Raw genomic sequence first — 18,137 nt, forward strand, 5'->3', positions numbered from 1 at the left:
ATCGATCTTTGATGTAAGTGGTGATAAATTGGTGCTTAAAAGGGGAATTGAGTATATTCGTAAATAAGTTAAAGTGTTAGAAATAAATGGCTTAGATTCTATCGGTTCGATAGGTCGTAGCCTCCACAAAAAAAATCTCCCATTCAGGGAGATTTTTTTATTTAATCTTGATATGTGCTGAAATAGAATGTCCATACATACCATTAGAACGAGAATAATAGCCATACCTGATTTCCAATGAACTCCAATTCAACAATCCTGCAATACCTCCTGGAGGTGCTAAACGGATGCCCATTCCCACAAAATGACTTGTAAAGCTTGAAATATCATAATCGGAGGTATAATATAGCTCTGATGGCACATGCTGAGCATAGGCTTTAAAATACTTTACGGCAGATTGGCTATTAAATCTCCAAAAGGGGCTGATGGAGAAAAATGGGGTTATTTTATACGGAATCTCCAAGTTGGTAGTGTGCGCCGTCATACCCCAATCGTCGACATAAGCTCGATAAAAGGCACGAATAACGGCTCTATCGCCTGAAAAATAACTTAATCTAAAACCTACTGGCAACTTAAACCTAGTTCCTGGTAATTTTTCCACCGTTTCATTTCCATTGGTAAAATAAACTCGGTGAAAGGGAGTACTTAATAATCCCTCTTGATAACTGGGTTCAATCATGGCCATGACTTGTAAACGCTGATTGATAACCTGTGACAAGGAAAATGAGGCATTATATGAATTTCTAGGTTTGTAAGCTATTCCCCTTTTATCATCTTCCGCACCTGATGGATAAGTAATAGGTCTCAATTCTGCTGGAAGTATAGCCATATAAGTATCAAAGAAGGCTCCTCCTTTAATGGAAAATTCACGATTTTTATCTTTAGAAAGTTTCGTAAAAAAGGCATTCAAACCATGCGATTTATAATCGTATTCGGTAGAGAAAGAATAACTTAAGCCCTGCGTTGTTCTAATCCCATCATCTTTTACAGACCAAGATAAACTAGGATAAAAATGGGTATCTTTCCTAGAAGCAGATGAAACTGTGAGAGGATCTATTTTGTCTGAAGAGGCAGAAGTATAAAAATCTACATTCGCATCAAATGTGAAATTATGCAAGCGATTAAATCGATCAAGCTTCGAAAAGCGCAATTCCATGGAATTCGCAAAATCCGTTAATCGTTCTGTTCCTATTCCTCCCGTAATGGCGGAATTATTTCCGTTTTGAAAATAATAACCACTAACCAAATTAGCTTCTTCAAATTTTAACGTTCGTTTTACATAAGGACCCGTACTATCCGTTGTAGTTTGAGCACTTCCATTCTTGCGAAAAGATAAATACTCTTGCGACCTTACTCCATGTAATAACGAACAATAAAGTCCTATACCTATGATGATCTTCTTCATGATTCTAGTTTAATTACAACCACATCCTCCTCCACTTTTACCCCCATTGGCACCCGATGCCCCTTCTCTGTAGAGATAAAAGCTTTGTTCAAATTTCTCAGACTTTCTGGCCGACAATTCCATTTCAGAATCATTGATTCGACTTTTTTGAAATTCCTTGACTGAGGTACATGCTTGCGATAACAAGCCCAACATACATGCCAAGTAATAATAACGTTTCATATGGTAGGGTTAATAAGACAATTTAGAGGGTTGTTTTCTGATACTTTCAGAAAAAAATACGCAATTATCGTCGTCAATCATAATGCAGGACAAACCAGGGATTTGATTGATTAAATCGATGCCCACCGAAACTCCCATCACAGCCAAGGGAGTGGTTAAGGCGTCAGCTAATTCAGCAAAAGGCGCAAAAACAGAAACACTCTTTACCCCTTGAATAGGATATCCAGTGTGTGGATCAATGGTATGCGAGTACTTTTTGCCTCCAATCATGACAAATTTTTCATAATTGCCTGAGGTAGCAACAGAAGAATTACTCAAGGTAAACTCAGCAATCATTTGCTTAGGATTATCCGGATTAGCAATGCCGATTGACCAATCTTGGTCATGTTCATTTTTCCCCCAAGCACACATATCCCCTGATGCATTGACTAGGCCATTACTAAAACCCATTGAAAGCAACAAGGCCTTCGCTTTATCCGCGGCAAACCCCTTCCCTATTCCTCCAAATCCAATGCGCATACCCTTTTTTTTCAAGAAAACAGTAAGATTTGAATCATCTAATTCAATATGCTGATAATTAATCAATTGCACAGATTTTTGAGCCTGTTCTCTAGAAGGCAATTCCTTCATTTCTTGATCAAAATTCCAAAGGCGCTTGTCGATGGAACCATAAGATAAATCAAAGGCTCCTTGACTTAAATCAGAGATTCTTTGTGCCCGTTGAATTAAATCAAATACCTCTTGATCTACTTTCACGGGAGCTATCCCAGCTTGCTTATTGATTTGATTGGTTTGAGAATCATCTTTATAGGTACTTAATAGATTCTCAATTCGCTGAATTTCTTTCACTGCACTATCCAAAGCCCTCTTGGCCTCCCTTTCATTTGATCCAACCACAGCTAAATCAAATCGGTTACCCATCAATAAATCAGTGCATGAAAAAAGAGGCATGGAGCTATCTGTATTGTTTTATTTCGGCAATGAATTTAGCAACCGAAGGCTGATAGCCTTCCCATTCTTTCAAGATTTTACCGTGCTCATCTAACAATAGGGTCAATGGGAATTTACCTGCACCATTGTACTTCTCCGCTAAAGCATCGTTTTTTAGTTGCTGCTCTTTGGACAATTGGTTCTTTTTTAACCTCGGAAAGTCAGCACGAATTAGTTCTAAATTCATTTCAGCAAAGGCCGTGAATTCTTTCGACTCAAATACATCTTTCTTTAATTTGATACAAGGTCCACACCAGTCTGAACCTGAAAAATTTAACAATATTAAATGATGCTGTTGTTGGGCATTGGTTTGTGCTGCGGAAAAATCTGTTCCCCAAATCAATACATTCAAAAATAATGAAATCAATAAGGTCATATGATTAAAGATAAATTACAAGATTCTTGCCGTCATTGGCTGTTTTATAGACTGTAAGTCCACGGCTACCCAAGGAATTTAATCCTTGGCCACTCAAAGAAAAACGAGCTCCGTGGTCTGTACAATAATATTCTGTCCGATTAAATACAATCCGTTGACGAGGTTGATGCGTACAAAGATTTTGTGCTGCCACATATTCGCCTACCGATGAACAAGCCACCACAGTACCGTTCGTGATGATATAGCCACCCGCTGTCTTTAAGGCATTAGTAGCACTGCTAGTTAAATCTAATTTAACCAAGTAATTTTTAATAGAATTCAATTCGTCAGTGGTAACCTTACCAACTAAATTTGCAGAGGCAGACACATTACCTCCGGTATTTCCTGAACTAGAGCTACTTCCTGAACTACTACCTGAATTGGAGGCAGAACTCACTACTTGACTTGCATTGGTACTATCCAAAGAGGCTACTTTTTGTCCATTTTTATTTAGAATTAATGGCTCTAAAATAGCGTCTTCCTTTTTGGTACAAGCCGCCAAAATAGCCACTAAGGCTGAGCCTTTGAAACCAATAGATTTCAAAAATTGATATCTGGTATATTTATCTTGATCCATTAAACACGGTAATAATGTGGGTAAATCTAAAATTTTATCATCAGTAAATAATCAGGTGGATAGATTTAATTGAGTATAAATAGATAAAATATACTATTCCGACGACCAAGTAACACTTCACTCTAATCTCCAAACCTAATTATTAAAGAAGAAACCCAAAGAGCGATTGATAAATCAGTAAAGACCTTACTATTATTCAATTTTATGAAGTTTAGAAATGAAAACCAGCAAAAAATTGTAATTTCAAAATTCAAACAATACTCAATTTTACTATGAAACAAAGATTTATTCTATTAAGTAAGCTTTCAATGATTCTATGGGTTCTTAGCTTCTCTTTTCATACATTGGCACAGGTACCAGCTGGTCATTCTGTGGTTGAAGGAAGATGGGATATTACCATTACTAAAAGAAATGTTACTACGCCCGCTTGGCTTGAGGTAACCCATTCAGGTTTAAAAACGCTTACAGGGCATTTTGTAGGAGATGGCGGGAGTTCACGTCCTATTTCTAAAGTAAATTTTGCCAACAATGTACTATCCTTTAGTATTCCACCACAATGGGAAAATTCTGAAAGAGATTTAAGCTTAGAGGCAGAATTAAAAGATGATAAGTTGATAGGAACCATTACTACTCCACTTGGTGAGAAGTTCAGAATTTTAGGTGTTAGAGCACCCAAATTATGGAGAGAAAAGGCACCTGTATGGGGCACATCTATCAGTTTATTCAATGGAAAAAACATGGATGGATGGCAAACATTAGGACCAGACAATCAATGGGTGGCAGAAAATGGTGTGATGAAAAGTCCGAGAACGGGGGCAAATATACGTACAGTACAAACATTCGGTGATTTTAAATTACATGCTGAGTTTAGAGTTCCAAAGGAAAGTAACAGTGGTATCTACCTTCGTGGACGTTATGAAATTCAAGTGGCAGACAGCAAAGGTTTAGAACCTGCGAAAGATCAATTAGGTGCTGTTTATGGATTTATTGCTCCATTAGAAAATGTAGCCAAAGAAGCAGGAGAATGGCAAACCTATGATATTGAATTAGTTGGAAGAAATATAACTGTCACCTTAAATGGGAAAACAGTAATCTACAAAGCCGAAATTCCTGGTATCACTGGTGGAGCTTTAGATAGCAACGAAGGTGAACCTGGTCCTATTATGATTCAAGGAGACCATGGCCCAGTAGAGTATAGAAATTTAATCTTAACTCCAGCAAAATAATTGTAGCATGTAGAATGTAGAATGTAGAGTTAATCATTTCTACATTCTACATTTTTTCTAATTCATCTTATTACGCTGATTTCTTGGGCATATACCATCCTAACCAAATACCACATAAGCCCCAAGCCACAATTAAATCAATTAATTGAGCTCTCAAATCAAATATTGGATACCAAATATGCTCTGTATAAGCTCCATTAGTAAACACAATAATAGCTACAATTAGACATAAACTTAGAATATCTCGCATTCGAGCGACCTTCAATTGCTTAATGAGATAAATCACCAAAAAGACCAAGAAAATATCTACCAATAGACCTCGTATCATATTATCCTGCATGGATATTTGATAATTGGTATAATATTGAATACGTGCCCAAGGCTTACCTGTTACCGATTTAGCAAAAGCCTCAGCCTGTGCCATGTCTTGCTCATTTTCCATTCTTGGCAAAATGTAACCACCTTCTTTCTTTAAATGTTGATTCAATGTTGTCAATATACTATCCTGATTAGAAGTATACATTTGCGAGGGCTCATGTAAGTTGAATGCCACATGGGAGGCAGCTTGCCAGAAGAAGATAATCAATCCTCCTACAATGGCACTAATGATAGATTTTTTCATTTTATATAATTTAGTACAATTCGAAATTAGAAAAATTTAATAAAAAATAGAACTAATTCGATTTTAACATCTCAGAACCGGCCAAAAGGAAACATCCTAGCCCAAAATCTTCAAAGTTAGGAATAGAATTAAAACTGACAGGCTGAGAATCTTTGGGCTCCTTTCCTGTCCCCTGCACATAACCTAAAAAACCATTGGCATGCACACAGGTACTCATTGCTTCCCAGGCTTTATCCACAGCTTTTTGATATTTCTTATCCTTCAAAATTCCATTTCTCAAGGCCCATTTCATACCATACACAAACAAAGCCGTACCTGTTAATTCTGGCCCACCAAAATGACTTTCATCTTTCAAACTCACATTCCAAAATCCATCCTTCCGTTGCAAGGGTAATAAGGCAGCCGACATATCCTTAAAGTCTTGAATATATTCATCCCGATGCGGAGCATTGTTCGGCATACTTTCTAAGGTACGTACCAGGGCAGCATATACCCAAGCATTTCCCCTTGACCAATAACAATTTTCCCCATTGGGCTCTTTATAGGGAGGTACAAAATCTTTATCTCGCCACCATAAATGTTCCGTAGGATTATAAAGACCTTTACCTCCATGTTTGTATTTGGTAAATACGTACAAATCATACATTTTTTCAAAATATCGGCTATCATGAAAGCGAGTGCCTAATCTAGCAAAAACGGGCATACTCATTTGTAAACAATCCACCCATGACCAATCATCTGATTTATCTGTTGCCAACATGTTATCAATGTTGGTTTTGATAGGTTTTATTCGAGCTGAATCTGCCTGAATATCAAACAAGTCCAAATAAACTTGCCCACATGCTTGATTATCTGCATTCCTTGTTGAAAGACCATCTCTCAAACCCCAGTGATGAAAATTACCCCAATCTGTCATGTATTTTAAATCCTTCTCCTGAGGATCTAATTTGTATAATTCCATCAATCCCTCATAATAAACTGCCCGAGTCCAAATATTGGATGGGCGGGTTCGGTCTGGACTTACAATCACCTTACCCACATCAGGCCATTTTTGCTGAAAATATTGGTTAGCCAAATGCATTTGAGCTAAAATTTGTTTTTTGTTGGGCTTAGAAATTCCCAAGAAAGAAATACCAAGAACCAGAAATAGGGTAAAAACAAGATTATTGCGCATCCTAAAGAAAATTAAGCTAAATAAAATACAGAAGGAATTTCTACTGATTTGGGCGAATTATCTGGGTTACTTTCCATGATATCAGCCATATAAGCCCACCAATTTTGCATAATGGGATGATTGGGCAAATCATCTAACTTAGTCAAATCTTCTGCTTCCAAATAAGCAAAAAGAATATGCGTTTCTTCATCTAAAAAAATGGAATAATTTTGAACTCCTGTGGATGTAAGAAGACTAGCCAATTCTGGCCAAATTTCATCATGTCTTTTCTTGTACTCCGCCTCTTTCCCAGGATGAAGGAACATTTTAAGCGCTTTTCTCTGCATAGCTAAAGGGATATTTCTACATAAAAGAGTCAAGTATAAGACTATTCTACTCAATTTCCATCCTTGTGATGCATGACACTTTAATTCTTATGATTGAATGTATTCCTCAAAAAGTTGTAAATCTGAATCATCAAAGCCTAAATGAGTCACAAAACGAATGTATTCTGCACCAAATGGAGCACATTTAATACCTTTCTGAGCCAATTCTGCCACCTTAACCGTCGAGTGTAATCCCTCTTGTATTTTTATAATAACTATATTGGTTACCACAGGCAGGATACTTTCTACCCATGAGAGTTGGGAGCATATCTGAGCAATATCCTTCGCTCTTCGATGGTCCTCTTGCAAACGTTCCACTTGATAATCTAAGGCATAAATACCCGCAGCGGCCAACATCCCCGCTTGCCTCCATCCTCCGCCCATGCGTTTTCTAATTCTTTTAACCTTCTTGATAAATGGGGCATCTCCTACCAACACGGATCCAATGGGTGCGCCCAGGCCTTTGGATAAGCAAACGGAAATAGAATCAAACCATGCTCCGAATTGCGAGGGCTTTTGTCCTGTAACCGCCATCGCATTGAAAATACGAGCACCATCTAGATGTAAGTGTAAGTTTCTGGATCGACAAAAACTTGAAATTTCTTCTAAACTTTCACTTGAATAAACACTTCCCCCCCCTTTGTTTACCGTATTTTCTAAACTTACCATAGTGCTTTCACAGGCATGGATATCGTCTGGAGAAATAGCCGCCTCTATCTGGGCTTTGCTTAATCTACCTAAATCGCCCTTCAATAATTTCACTGATGCACCAGCATTAGCCATAATTCCCCCGCCTTCATATAAGTAAATATGAGATAATTCGTCACAAATCACCTCCTGGCCCTGAGAGACAGTCGCGGTAATAGCCATTTGATTACTCATCGTTCCCGAAGTACAAAAGATGGCAGCTTCCTTTTGAAACATGGCCGCTACTTTATTTTCCAAGGCCAACACTGTGGGGTCCTCGCCAAAAACATCATCTCCCAAAGGTGCTGAAAACATGGCCTCCTTCATGCCAGGAGTAGGCAACGTAAATGTATCACTTCGTAATTCTATGAACTTCATATGAACTATTTAGAATAAAATTGAGACAAAAAGAAGAAACGAATAATGAGTGGTAAGGCAATTAAAAACAAGCCCCAATAAAAGTATGCAGCTATCAAGGCGGCTATTATCGCCACCCAAAAGGCTATTCGAATATATTTTTTCCACAATGATTGATTGGGATTTTTAGCAAACCAAAAAACCAAAGGAAAATTAATGGGCCAAAGGAAAAGGCAACTGATATTGTAGGCCATCACCTCATGGTCTGTAGCGGTGGCCAAAAAGAAAATCAGCATACCCAAAAGCCCATAAATAAAGAATAGCGCTATATCTAGCCCATACAATAAGGCTTTTTCATGCGAAAATCGGGTAGATAAAAGTAGTAACAACCCTGAAATCACCATCAAGACAGGTACTGGGCCCAAAGGGTCAAATCCAACGGGACTATTGGGCTGAGCCTCAAACAAAGTCAAAGATGCTTCTACTATTTTCTTATTTTGAAATGTTCCCTGCGCTGTTGCTATTTCTAAATTATCCGGCAAATAGCAGGCCTGCGAGGCCGACGCCTTCACATCCGAGGGAAAGCCCAAGGCCAAATTCATTCCAAAAGTTACCCAAGAATTTTCCGGCAAATAACGATTCATCCAATCGCGATAAGAAAGGCCTTTCAATTGTTGCAATTTCTCCCATGGATATACTCCTGGAGCAGTTTTCTCAAAAATATCACGAATCCGAGTGGCGCAATTATCATAAAAAAACTTATACTGATAATAGCGATTTTCAGGTAGATAATTCGTTTCTAATAACTGAAAAACTTGATTTCTTTGTTGCTCATTCAATGCTAATACCTGCTCCCTTAAGGTCCTGTTCTCGTATTGTGCGTAATAATTTAAGACGTCGGACATTTGATTGTAGGACAAAGAATAAGGCAATGTTCCTTTTAAAAACTTCCAATAAAAATTTTCTGTTTGAAAATCAAAGGTTCCATAACTATAGGCACGATCCAAGCCCGTATCTGGGTCATAAACACGAATTAAGGTATGGCCAAAAAAAGAATATAGCTCTGTTCCTGGTGCGATGGTGACTAGAGAAACCCTAGATTGTGCACTTAACTTATTTTGACTAAAAGATATGAAGCTAAAACAGCTGAATAATAGGATAAAAACGTATTTCATAAATCTTATTTGGGAGCAATAACCAAGACCATCTCACCTCTAACTTTATCAGGATGCTGGTGTAAATAGGTCAATACTTCTGCGGCGCTGCCACGTATCAATTGTTCATGCAGTTTAGATAATTCTCTTGCCAACATCACTTGTCTTTCCTCTCCTAAAAACTCCACCGCCTGTTCTAAGGTTCTAAGGATTCTATGAGGCGATTCATATAAAACAATCGTTTTTTCTTCCTCCGCCAAAGCTTTCCAACGGGTTTGTCTGCCCTTCTTATGAGGCAAAAATCCTTCAAATACAAAACGGTCACAAGGGAATCCCGAATTCACTAAGGCCGGAACAAAGGCTGTGGCACCTGGTAAGGTCTCCACTTCAATGCCTTGTTCTACACATGCTTTTACTAACAAAAAACCAGGATCAGAAATACCAGGAGTACCCGCATCGGAAACTAAGGCTATGTTTTTACCTGCCTGTAATAATTTTATAACACCTGCCACACCCGCATGCTCGTTGTGCGCATGATGCGCCATCAAGGGCTTATTGATTTGAAGATGCTTTAGTAATTGACCCGTGTTACGGGTATCCTCAGCCAAAATAGCGTCCACTTCACCTAATACCCGAATAGCTCTCAAGGTGATGTCTTCCAGATTACCAATAGGCGTGGGTATAAGGTATAATTTCATGCAATGAAAATACGATAATAATATGATAAATGGGAAAGGCCTTAAAACAAAAAAAGCGCAAATTAATTTGCGCTTTTGGTAGAGGGTGAGGGATTCGAACCCCCGGACCTGTTACAGTCAACAGTTTTCAAGACTGCCTCAATCGACCACTCTGACAACCCTCTGTCTCATTTTGAGAATGCAAATTAAGCCCTTTTTTAGCTGTTAAGCAAATCCTTTGGTAAAAAATCCCTAAAAATTAATTCGGAAATCATCCAATCTACTGCTTCTGACCGCTTTAAATCCTCTGGAATCCAATGTATCTCGATTCCTGACCTTTCCATTTTACGGAAAAATGTCATTTGCCTTTTAGCAAATTGGTGAATGGCTACCTCGAGTCCTTTTTCCAATTGCTCCCGATTAATCCTTCTTTCGACAAAATCGGCTAACCATTTATATTCCAAACCCAACCAACGTAAATCATCTGCCTCTATATCCCCTTGCAACAATTGAACAACCTCCTCAATCATGCCATTTTGCAAGCGCTGAAATAGTCTAAGAGAACAATTTTCTCTTCGCTTGTTCCAGGAGGGATTGGCACCAAATATGATGAATGGCCGATTCAATTCTAAGGGTGAATCTAAAAATGGCGGTAATTTAGAAAACTGGTAACTCGATAATACTGCATCAATATACAAGCCTGTTCCTCCACAAAGTATTGGAAAATGCCCCGCTTGATCAATTTTCCTCATCGCCTCAAAGGCATCCTTTTGAAAATGAGCCACGGAATATGGTTCGCCAACATCAATAATATCAATCAGATGATACGGCACCGCCTGTTCCCCTGAACCATATTCTTCCAAATCCTTTCCTGTTCCAATATCCAATCGACGGTACAATTGCCTAGAATCGGCAGAGATAATTTCACCCTTGATTTTTCTGGCTAATTCAACAGCCAAAGCAGTTTTTCCGCTGGCAGTAGGACCTAATAGGGTTATCAAAGGATGGCTCATACACAAAAATACAGTTAAGCGCAGGAAGAAAAAATTTAAGAGAAATACTTCCTCAGCTTTAAATTACCCAAAGTACAAACATCGGCAGAATCCCAAGATGATGTGATCGCACGATTAGCCTTGGCATCCAATTGAAATAAAATCGGAGGAGTAATTTGAACTTGTTGGAATCCGATCGACTGGTATCCATTTCCCCTATTCCATTCCAAATCAATATATGTCATCAAATTATCCACCTTTTCTAGAGTCAAATAGGATTGAATCACTTTACTCAGTCCTCCAACAATTCTACTCCCTTGTATGGAACAATACCTGATTAATTCGCCAGATCTTTGACCCTCTAGTCCAGCCTCATTCATGATAATTGGTTTTGAAAAAGCTGCCACACCCACTAATTTTTGCCCTTCAATCACATAATCACTCGTAATGTTTCTGAACTGACGATGCAAGGGAACAACCAAACCCAAGTAGTACTTAGCTTTTATCGCTCCCAACAGATGCTCTTGGTCTAAAAAATTATTGACTTGATCCTTCTTTAGAGGAATTACTCGTAAGTCACGAGCAAATATGGATTTGATACCTTGCTTTCTATGCAGAAAATAAGTCTTAACCCAGTCTTGACGTTTAACCCATATATCCTCCCACAAACAAATCCGCTCATTGGACTTATCCCAAACGCTCCACATCAATTCTTGCCATGCTATCTCATCCAATTCCTGTTTCATCCCTTGAAAGGCTGACAAGCTAATCGCATGCATTTGAATGGCTAATGAAGGAAGAAAATAGGTTCGTCCAAATAATTCTTCTCGATATTCCACCGATAACTCAATTTCCTTAAAAAATAAGGACAGATCGTCAAAGAAATTAGTAGGATTTACCGCCATGCAGTTTGAAATTGCATGTAAAGATAGAGGCTATTTGAGTAGAATTAGTCCTAAATACACTTTCTAATCTAAAAATTAATCACATGAACTATCGATTTGAGGCGAGCAGAAAAGAAGTTTCCACCTTTACCAATCAAGAACTTAGAGAACAATTTTTGGTAGAGCAACTATTTGAATCTAACCAAATACACCTTTGTTATTCTGCTTATGATCGTATGATTGTAGGAGGAGCAATGCCTGTTCTAGGCGAAATAAATTTACCGAATCCCGAAAAGTTAAAAGCTAATTATTTCTTGGAGCGTAGAGAGTTGGGCATTATCAATGTGGGTGGACCTGGTGTGGTGAAAGCAGATGGCCAAAACTATGAAATATCTAAATTGAGTGCCGTTTACCTGGGTAAAGGAACGCAGCAAGTAAGCTTTAGTTCCGTCTCAGCAGATAATCCAGCTTTATTCTACTTATTATCCTCCCCTGCCCATGCTACACATCCCAATGAGAAATTGGATCGAGAAAATGTAGTAACTGTCACGGTAGGTTCATTAGAGAACTCCAACCACCGAACCATTTATAAGTACATTCATCAGGAAGGAATTCAGTCTTGTCAATTGGTTATGGGACTAACCATATTAGAACCGGGTTCTGTTTGGAATACCATGCCCGCTCATGTGCATGACCGTCGCATGGAAGTTTATTTGTACTTCGATGTAAAACCTGGACAGGCGGTTCTACACCTTATGGGAGAACCCCAAGAAACTAAACATATTTGGGTTAAAAATCACCAAGCAGTGATTTCTCCCCCTTGGTCCATCCACAGCGGAGCTGGGACACAGAACTATTCTTTTATTTGGGGCATGGCAGGAGAAAACAAGGATTATACCGACATGGATTTTAGTGAAATTTCTGAACTCAGATAATATGAAAAAGACACTTTTAAGTATTTTTTGCTGCGGAATCTTATTCTCCTCTTGGGCCCAAAACATTCCATATTCTGTTCAAATGGCAGAATCACTGATGCAAACGCATGCGGATTCCATTCAAGTGAAAATTGGTAAACCTGCCACTTGGGATTATGAACAGGGATTATACTTAAAAGCCTTGGAAAATCTTCACTGGAGAACCGGCGATGCGCGCTATTTTCAATACATCTTGAAAAATATGCAAAGCTTCGTGAATGAAAAAGGCGAGATAAGAACCTATAAATTCCATGAATTTAACTCAGACAATATCACCACTGGTCGTTTATTGCTTTCCCTGTACCAAGAATTGGGAGATGAAAAATATAAGTTAGCGGCGGATTTGTTACGTTCACAAATCAAGCAACAACCTAGAACCAAAGAAGGAGGTTTTTGGCATAAAGATCGTTATCCAGATCAAATGTGGTTAGATGGTTTATACATGCTTGAGCCATTTTATGCTGAATACAGTCAAGTTTTCCATGAAAACAATTGGAATGATATTGCTCTACAATTTGAACTCATGTATAAAAATGCATTGGATCCAGCTACGGGCTTATTATTCCATGCCTATGACCATGAGCGCAAACAAGGTTGGGCCAACAAACAAAATGGACATTCGCCTAATTTTTGGGGAAGATCTTTGGGTTGGTATGTGATGGCCTTGGTCGATGTGTTAGATTATTTTCCACAAAATCATCCCAAAAGAGCGGTATTGATTACACAATTGAATCAACTTTCAAGGGCATTATTGAAGGTTAGGGACTCATCTTCAGGACTTTGGTACCAATTACCCACTTTGGGCAGCCAAAAAGGGAATTACTTAGAGGCATCTTGTGCCAATATGTTCGTATATGCCTTTATGAAGGGGGTTCGCAAAGGCTATCTTCCCTCCTCTTTTTCTTCATTAGCGCAACAATCTTATCAGGCTATCTTAGATAAATTCATCAGTAAAGACACACAGGGATATATACATCTAGAAAAAACCGTGAGCGTAGGTGGCTTAGGCGGAAGTCCCTACCGAGATGGTAGCTTTGCCTATTATATGTCAGAGCCATTGAAAACCGACGATTTGAAAGGAACTGGTCCGTTCATCATGGCTTCCATTGAAATGGAAATAGCGAAAGAATTGGGAATTGGTAAAGGAAAGAAAGTCGTTTTGGATTATTATTTCAACCACGAATACAGAAAAAACAAACAAGGTAAAATGGAGCGTTTCCATTATACCTGGGAGGATAGAAAAGATTCTGGCTTTCAATTGTTAGGCACCCAAATTGAACAATTAGGCGCTCGAATAGATAGCCTAGATCAAGCACCTACACTTAAAAACTTAGCCAATGCTAATGTGTATATCATCGTAGATCCCGATAGTCCAAAAGAAACCAGCAAACCAAATTACATGCGTGCTCAGGATGCCGATGAAATAGAGAAATGGGTGAAGGCCGGTGGAACTTTGATTCTATTGGCCAACGATACTACGAATTGTGAGATTCCAAAATTCAACACCCTAGCCAAACGTTTTGGCATGGAATTTATGGGACCTAATTTGAATATGGTTCAGGGTAAAAATTGGCATCAAGGTACCTTACAAATTTCCGCTAACAACCCAATTTTCAAAGGCTTAAAGAAGATTTACATCAAAGAAATCTCTACCATTAAACTATCAGGTACGGCACAATGTCTAGAAAGCTTAGAGGGCCACTGCGTGATGTCTATGACCAAAGTCGGTAAGGGAAAGGTGTTTGCCTTAGGCGATCCATGGATTTACAATGAGTACACTAATAATCGGAGGATACCATTGGAATATGAGAACTTCCCTGCTGCCAAAAAACTGATAGAATGGGCTTTAAAACCCTAAGGAAATCGTAAACCCGTCATTTTTTCCAAGGTAGCTTTAGGAACTGCAAAGGTCTGCCAGTTGGGGTGAAGGTCACGCTGGTTAGGGAACAACAAGTACCAGGATTTTTCAGGCCCGATGACCACTTTCCAACAATATTTGGGGATGATTACCTCATTCCCAATTTTATCTAAAATTCCCAAGCCTCCGGCATAAATGGTCAGATTCTGCCCTCTTAAGGCTAGTTTCCGACAATATGCTTCCAATCTTTCCCAAGGCCCTCTGTTCAGTTCTGGGGTTTGCGGAATCATGTTGGACATCAAAAATGTCTCTGCATTTAAATAAAAACTAGAGGAGCGATCCTCGGAATTGCAGAGATGTCCACGGTCATAGCCGCTATATTTATAATCGTCTGCCTCAATTTTCTTGAATGATCTTGGCAAATCATCATCTTGTCGAAAACGATTAGACCTAGGCACATTACCCATGTCGGAGGCCGTTAAAGTCCAAGCTACCCAATTCGCCTTTCCTTGTACCCCATCGTAGGACATAACATACCCCTTTTTGATATGCAGGTAATTCGTCGTAGAAGCCGTAGAAGCCCCTGAAATATTAAAAATACCTCCAGGTAATAAAGCAACCTGGAGGTAGAATAAAATACTTATCAGCATAGATGCAGCCTATTTCTTATGCGAGAAAATCCAAGGTAATAATTCTGGCTCTTTGAAGGCATTGTCCCAAGAATTATGATTAACACCCGGATATTCCGTGTATATCGGCTGAGCACCTGCTTCCTTCAAAGCCGCGACTGCCTCACGCGAATGTTTTACCGGAACCACGGCATCCACATCTCCATGGAAAACCCATAAAGGAAGTTTTTTGGCATATTTTTTCACAAAATGCAAATCCGCTCCGCCACAAATAGGTGCTGCAACGGCAAATAATTTAGGATTACGTGAAATGGCTTCAAAGGTACCCATGCCTCCCATAGATAAGCCCATGATGTACAAACGTTTTTTGTCCGCCACCTTTTCTTTAACCAAAGTCTTCACTAAACTAACGGCTGCCGCCAAAGGCCAATTGGGCTCTTTAGGATATTCAAAAACAAAGGTCGTTGGTTTGGTATTGCGATCAATTTTAACCGTCGACCAATAGGAATTTGCCGGACACTGCGGAAAAATAACAATCGCCTGATACTTGGCCTGAAAAGCAGGATCTACAAATAATTTAGACCCATGAGTCAACTGCTTTTCGTTATCATTTCCTCTTTCTCCAGCCCCATGCAAAAACAATAGCACAGGATATTTCTTACCCTTTACCATATTCTCAGGATACATGATTTGGTAAGGCAGGGATTGATCAGGTCCAAACTCCAAGACCTTCTTTTCAAATTTGGCTTGAGAAAAAGCAGTCAGGCTAAAACTCAAGGCGAACAAAACAAATAATAGCTTTTTCATATTTGACTATTTTTTAACACGTTTTTTCAAATCTTCGATGGATATAGACATCATTCGACCTACTTTTTCTTTTCCACGATAGGAAATCATTCGCATCAATAGCGCATCTTTGGGTACGATGATTTTACCATGGGCAACTGGATAGAAATTGTCTGGATAAGAATAATCAAAGCTATAATGTACAGATAATGGATTAACCTCGGTGCTTAATTCCACCCACAATTGACCTTGTTCATTCTTCCCTACTTGAATAATCGGATCATACATGCTTGGCGCATATTTTCTTTCTGCTTGATCAAAACGAGCAAAATGATGCTCCACACGACCTACAAAATTATCCCAATTTCTGTTTTCTTGTGGCGACCAAAGTGCTTCAGAAACCGCCCAAGCTCTTGGGAATAACATATATTGCAAGTGACGATACGTAAATAATTGCTCAGACCATAAATTGGCCTGTCCACCTTTTATCAATTTGGCATCTACACCTTCAGGAACAGGATTAAAGGCATAGGAATCTTTCAATCGAACCGTTTCATAAACGGGAGGTTCAATAGCTGCATCCCCCTGCATCAAATCCACATATACATGGTTATTGGGGGTCATCACCACCTCATGTCCATCTTTAGCCGCCTGAACTCCACCTGCAATACCTCGCCATGACATCACCGCCGTATTTTTGGGAAGTCCACCGCCTTCTAAGATTTCATCCCAACCCATCATTTTTTTCCCTTTCGAGGTAATGATTTTTTCCAAACGACGAGTAAAATAGGCCTGAACCTCTTGAGGCGTTTTTAAATTTTCTTTTTGCATCAATGCCAAAATCTGAGGGTTCTTCTCCCAGTAATTTTTTGGGCATTCATCTCCCCCCATGTGAATGTATTCAAAAGGAAACATCTCGGCTACCTCAGCAAATACCTTATCTAGGAAGGTATACACCTTTTCATTGGCAGGACAAAGGGTATTATCTTGTAAAGCTACTGCATGTCCGTGAGACCAATCAATGAAAGGCTCACCCGAAATAACTTGGTAATTCACCGCCTCAGGTGTGCAGGAAAGTTCTGGATAAGAAGCAATAGCCGCCATAGAGTGACCTGGCACATCGATTTCTGGCATCACATTAACAAAACGATCTTTGGCATAGGCTACAATTTCCTGAATATCTTCCTTGGTAAAAAATCCACCTTGGGTACGAGGCTCATTGGGTTCCGGTTTAGAAAACTCGGTAAAGCGACCTATTTTAGGCACATTCCAAGCCCCTTTTTTGGTCAGGTTAGGGAATGACTTAATTTCAACGCGCCAACCTTCATCATCCGTCAAATGGAAATGAAGAATATTGTATTTATAGGCCACCATTTCATCGATGAATTGCTTCACTTGCTCTTTATTGAAGAAGTGTCTAGCCACGTCCAACATCAATCCACGCCAAGCAAAACGCGGATAATCCGTGATTTGGGCAAAAGGTATTTTCCAGGCTTGTTTAACCACTGTTTGCTTAGCTTCAATTTCCTTAGGCATCAATTGCAATAAGCTTTGAATACCATAAAAAATACCTGAAGGTTGATTGGCCGTGATGACGATACCTTTAGCATTCACACGCAAGGTATAGCCTTCATTTCCCAAATTTGCCTGAGGCTGAGTATTTAACACTAATCTAATTTGAGCTAAATCTGCTTGAGAACTAGCATCCCAAAGCATCTGTATTTTCCGCATGGCAGTGTTTTCCAAGCGATTGGATAGATTTTTAATAGCAACTTGCAAATTGGGAATTTTAGGTGCCGCAATGACCACTCGAGAAGGTAAAGTATAAAAACCTTGAGGATACTCGGCCTTTACTGGAATGGGAATTAAAGGGGCTTGTTGGGCATCGGCCATGAAATGTATTCCTTGCAGTAACAAAACCGCCAACAATAGGACTCTTTTTTTCAACATGATATTAAATAGATTTGGATTTGGGTGTACAATTTTCGTTTTAAAGATGGTCATTAGGTTCATTCAAAAAGATTATTCACACCAAAGATTGGATTGACATTCCAGCATGAACAAATAAATTCAAAGCTAAAGCTAAATGAGATAAAAAACCAATTTTTTAGATTTGGCTAGTAGACTCAAATTTAGGTAGCAA

The 18,137-nt window shown here is 39.0% G+C and carries 19 protein-coding genes and 1 tRNA gene; 3 read left to right on the top strand and 17 right to left on the bottom strand.

Features of this window, described 5'->3' with window-relative positions; all coding sequences use genetic code 11:
- Positions 1–157 precede the first annotated feature (157 nt).
- The 5 genes from ESB04_RS09690 to ESB04_RS09710 are packed head-to-tail and all read right to left on the bottom strand — an operon-like array spanning position 158 to position 3,609.
- Positions 158–1,405, bottom strand: a complete 1,248-nt coding sequence (locus ESB04_RS09690; protein WP_129027544.1) for a DUF3570 domain-containing protein — start codon at positions 1,403–1,405, stop codon at positions 158–160.
- Positions 1,406–1,414: 9 nt separating this feature from the next.
- Entirely contained in the window at positions 1,415–1,627 is a 213-nt protein-coding gene (locus ESB04_RS09695) for a DUF4266 domain-containing protein (RefSeq protein ID WP_129027545.1), read from the bottom strand.
- A 9-nt stretch (positions 1,628–1,636) separates the two neighbouring features.
- The gene (locus ESB04_RS09700; protein WP_129027546.1) at positions 1,637–2,578 is read right to left on the bottom strand and encodes an FAD:protein FMN transferase; all 942 of its coding nucleotides are present in this window, start codon (positions 2,576–2,578) and stop codon (positions 1,637–1,639) included.
- A 4-nt stretch (positions 2,579–2,582) separates the two neighbouring features.
- On the bottom strand, positions 2,583–2,993 hold the full coding sequence (locus ESB04_RS09705; RefSeq protein ID WP_129027547.1) for a thioredoxin family protein: 411 nt from the start codon (positions 2,991–2,993) through the stop codon (positions 2,583–2,585).
- A 4-nt stretch (positions 2,994–2,997) separates the two neighbouring features.
- Positions 2,998–3,609 (bottom strand): Rieske (2Fe-2S) protein, encoded by a 612-nt coding sequence (locus ESB04_RS09710; protein ID WP_129027548.1) that lies wholly within the window; start codon positions 3,607–3,609, stop codon positions 2,998–3,000.
- A gap of 272 nt (positions 3,610–3,881) precedes the next feature.
- Between ESB04_RS09710 and ESB04_RS09715 the strand changes: the two genes are divergently transcribed.
- The gene (locus tag ESB04_RS09715; protein ID WP_235832224.1) at positions 3,882–4,835 is read left to right on the top strand and encodes a 3-keto-disaccharide hydrolase; all 954 of its coding nucleotides are present in this window, start codon (positions 3,882–3,884) and stop codon (positions 4,833–4,835) included.
- Between the two features lie 70 nt (positions 4,836–4,905).
- Here ESB04_RS09715 and ESB04_RS09720 read toward each other — a convergent pair whose 3' ends face one another.
- The 9 genes from ESB04_RS09720 to ESB04_RS09760 all read right to left on the bottom strand — a co-directional run bounded on the left by ESB04_RS09720 (position 4,906) and on the right by ESB04_RS09760 (position 11,768).
- Entirely contained in the window at positions 4,906–5,457 is a 552-nt protein-coding gene (locus ESB04_RS09720; protein ID WP_129027549.1) for a hypothetical protein, read from the bottom strand.
- A gap of 52 nt (positions 5,458–5,509) precedes the next feature.
- Positions 5,510–6,631, bottom strand: a complete 1,122-nt coding sequence (locus ESB04_RS09725; protein WP_129027550.1) for a glycoside hydrolase family 88/105 protein — start codon at positions 6,629–6,631, stop codon at positions 5,510–5,512.
- Between the two features lie 11 nt (positions 6,632–6,642).
- On the bottom strand, positions 6,643–6,957 hold the full coding sequence (gene rhaM / locus ESB04_RS09730; RefSeq protein ID WP_129027551.1) for an L-rhamnose mutarotase: 315 nt from the start codon (positions 6,955–6,957) through the stop codon (positions 6,643–6,645).
- Between the two features lie 87 nt (positions 6,958–7,044).
- The gene (locus tag ESB04_RS09735) at positions 7,045–8,061 is read right to left on the bottom strand and encodes a threonine aldolase family protein (RefSeq protein ID WP_129027552.1); all 1,017 of its coding nucleotides are present in this window, start codon (positions 8,059–8,061) and stop codon (positions 7,045–7,047) included.
- Positions 8,062–8,066: 5 nt separating this feature from the next.
- Positions 8,067–9,215, bottom strand: coding sequence for an Lnb N-terminal periplasmic domain-containing protein (locus ESB04_RS09740; RefSeq protein WP_129027553.1), 1,149 nt, complete (start codon positions 9,213–9,215; stop codon positions 8,067–8,069).
- Between the two features lie 5 nt (positions 9,216–9,220).
- Entirely contained in the window at positions 9,221–9,892 is a 672-nt protein-coding gene (gene rsmI, locus ESB04_RS09745) for a 16S rRNA (cytidine(1402)-2'-O)-methyltransferase (protein WP_129027554.1), read from the bottom strand.
- Between the two features lie 76 nt (positions 9,893–9,968).
- Positions 9,969–10,056, bottom strand: a tRNA-Ser gene (locus ESB04_RS09750).
- A gap of 33 nt (positions 10,057–10,089) precedes the next feature.
- Positions 10,090–10,884, bottom strand: a complete 795-nt coding sequence (locus ESB04_RS09755; protein ID WP_129027555.1) for a tRNA (adenosine(37)-N6)-dimethylallyltransferase — start codon at positions 10,882–10,884, stop codon at positions 10,090–10,092.
- A gap of 35 nt (positions 10,885–10,919) precedes the next feature.
- On the bottom strand, positions 10,920–11,768 hold the full coding sequence (locus ESB04_RS09760) for a hypothetical protein (protein WP_129027556.1): 849 nt from the start codon (positions 11,766–11,768) through the stop codon (positions 10,920–10,922).
- Between the two features lie 83 nt (positions 11,769–11,851).
- On the opposite strand from ESB04_RS09760, the gene kduI reads away from it, so the two are divergent.
- Together kduI and ESB04_RS09770 are read left to right on the top strand one after the other, a co-directional pair.
- Positions 11,852–12,682, top strand: coding sequence for a 5-dehydro-4-deoxy-D-glucuronate isomerase (kduI, locus tag ESB04_RS09765; protein ID WP_129027557.1), 831 nt, complete (start codon positions 11,852–11,854; stop codon positions 12,680–12,682).
- Between the two features lies 1 nt (position 12,683).
- Positions 12,684–14,579: a glycoside hydrolase family 88/105 protein gene (locus ESB04_RS09770; protein ID WP_129027558.1), complete on the top strand. Its 1,896-nt coding sequence runs from the start codon at positions 12,684–12,686 to the stop codon at positions 14,577–14,579.
- Here the strand turns inward: ESB04_RS09770 and ESB04_RS09775 are convergent.
- From ESB04_RS09775 to ESB04_RS09785, 3 genes are read right to left on the bottom strand one after another with little or no spacing between them, the layout of a single operon-like run.
- The gene (locus tag ESB04_RS09775; RefSeq protein WP_129027559.1) at positions 14,576–15,229 is read right to left on the bottom strand and encodes a DNA/RNA non-specific endonuclease; all 654 of its coding nucleotides are present in this window, start codon (positions 15,227–15,229) and stop codon (positions 14,576–14,578) included. The genes ESB04_RS09770 and ESB04_RS09775 overlap by 4 nt on opposite strands.
- A gap of 9 nt (positions 15,230–15,238) precedes the next feature.
- Positions 15,239–16,015 carry a carboxylesterase family protein gene (locus ESB04_RS09780; protein WP_129027560.1) on the bottom strand — a complete coding sequence of 259 codons (777 nt, stop codon included), beginning with the start codon at positions 16,013–16,015 and terminating at the stop codon, positions 15,239–15,241.
- 6 nt (positions 16,016–16,021) lie between these two features.
- The gene (locus tag ESB04_RS09785; protein ID WP_235832225.1) at positions 16,022–17,944 is read right to left on the bottom strand and encodes a beta-N-acetylhexosaminidase; all 1,923 of its coding nucleotides are present in this window, start codon (positions 17,942–17,944) and stop codon (positions 16,022–16,024) included.
- Between the last annotated feature and the right edge of the window lie 193 nt (positions 17,945–18,137).

The organism is Aquirufa rosea, from assembly GCF_004118285.1.
Taxonomy (GTDB): domain Bacteria; phylum Bacteroidota; class Bacteroidia; order Cytophagales; family Spirosomataceae; genus Aquirufa; species Aquirufa rosea.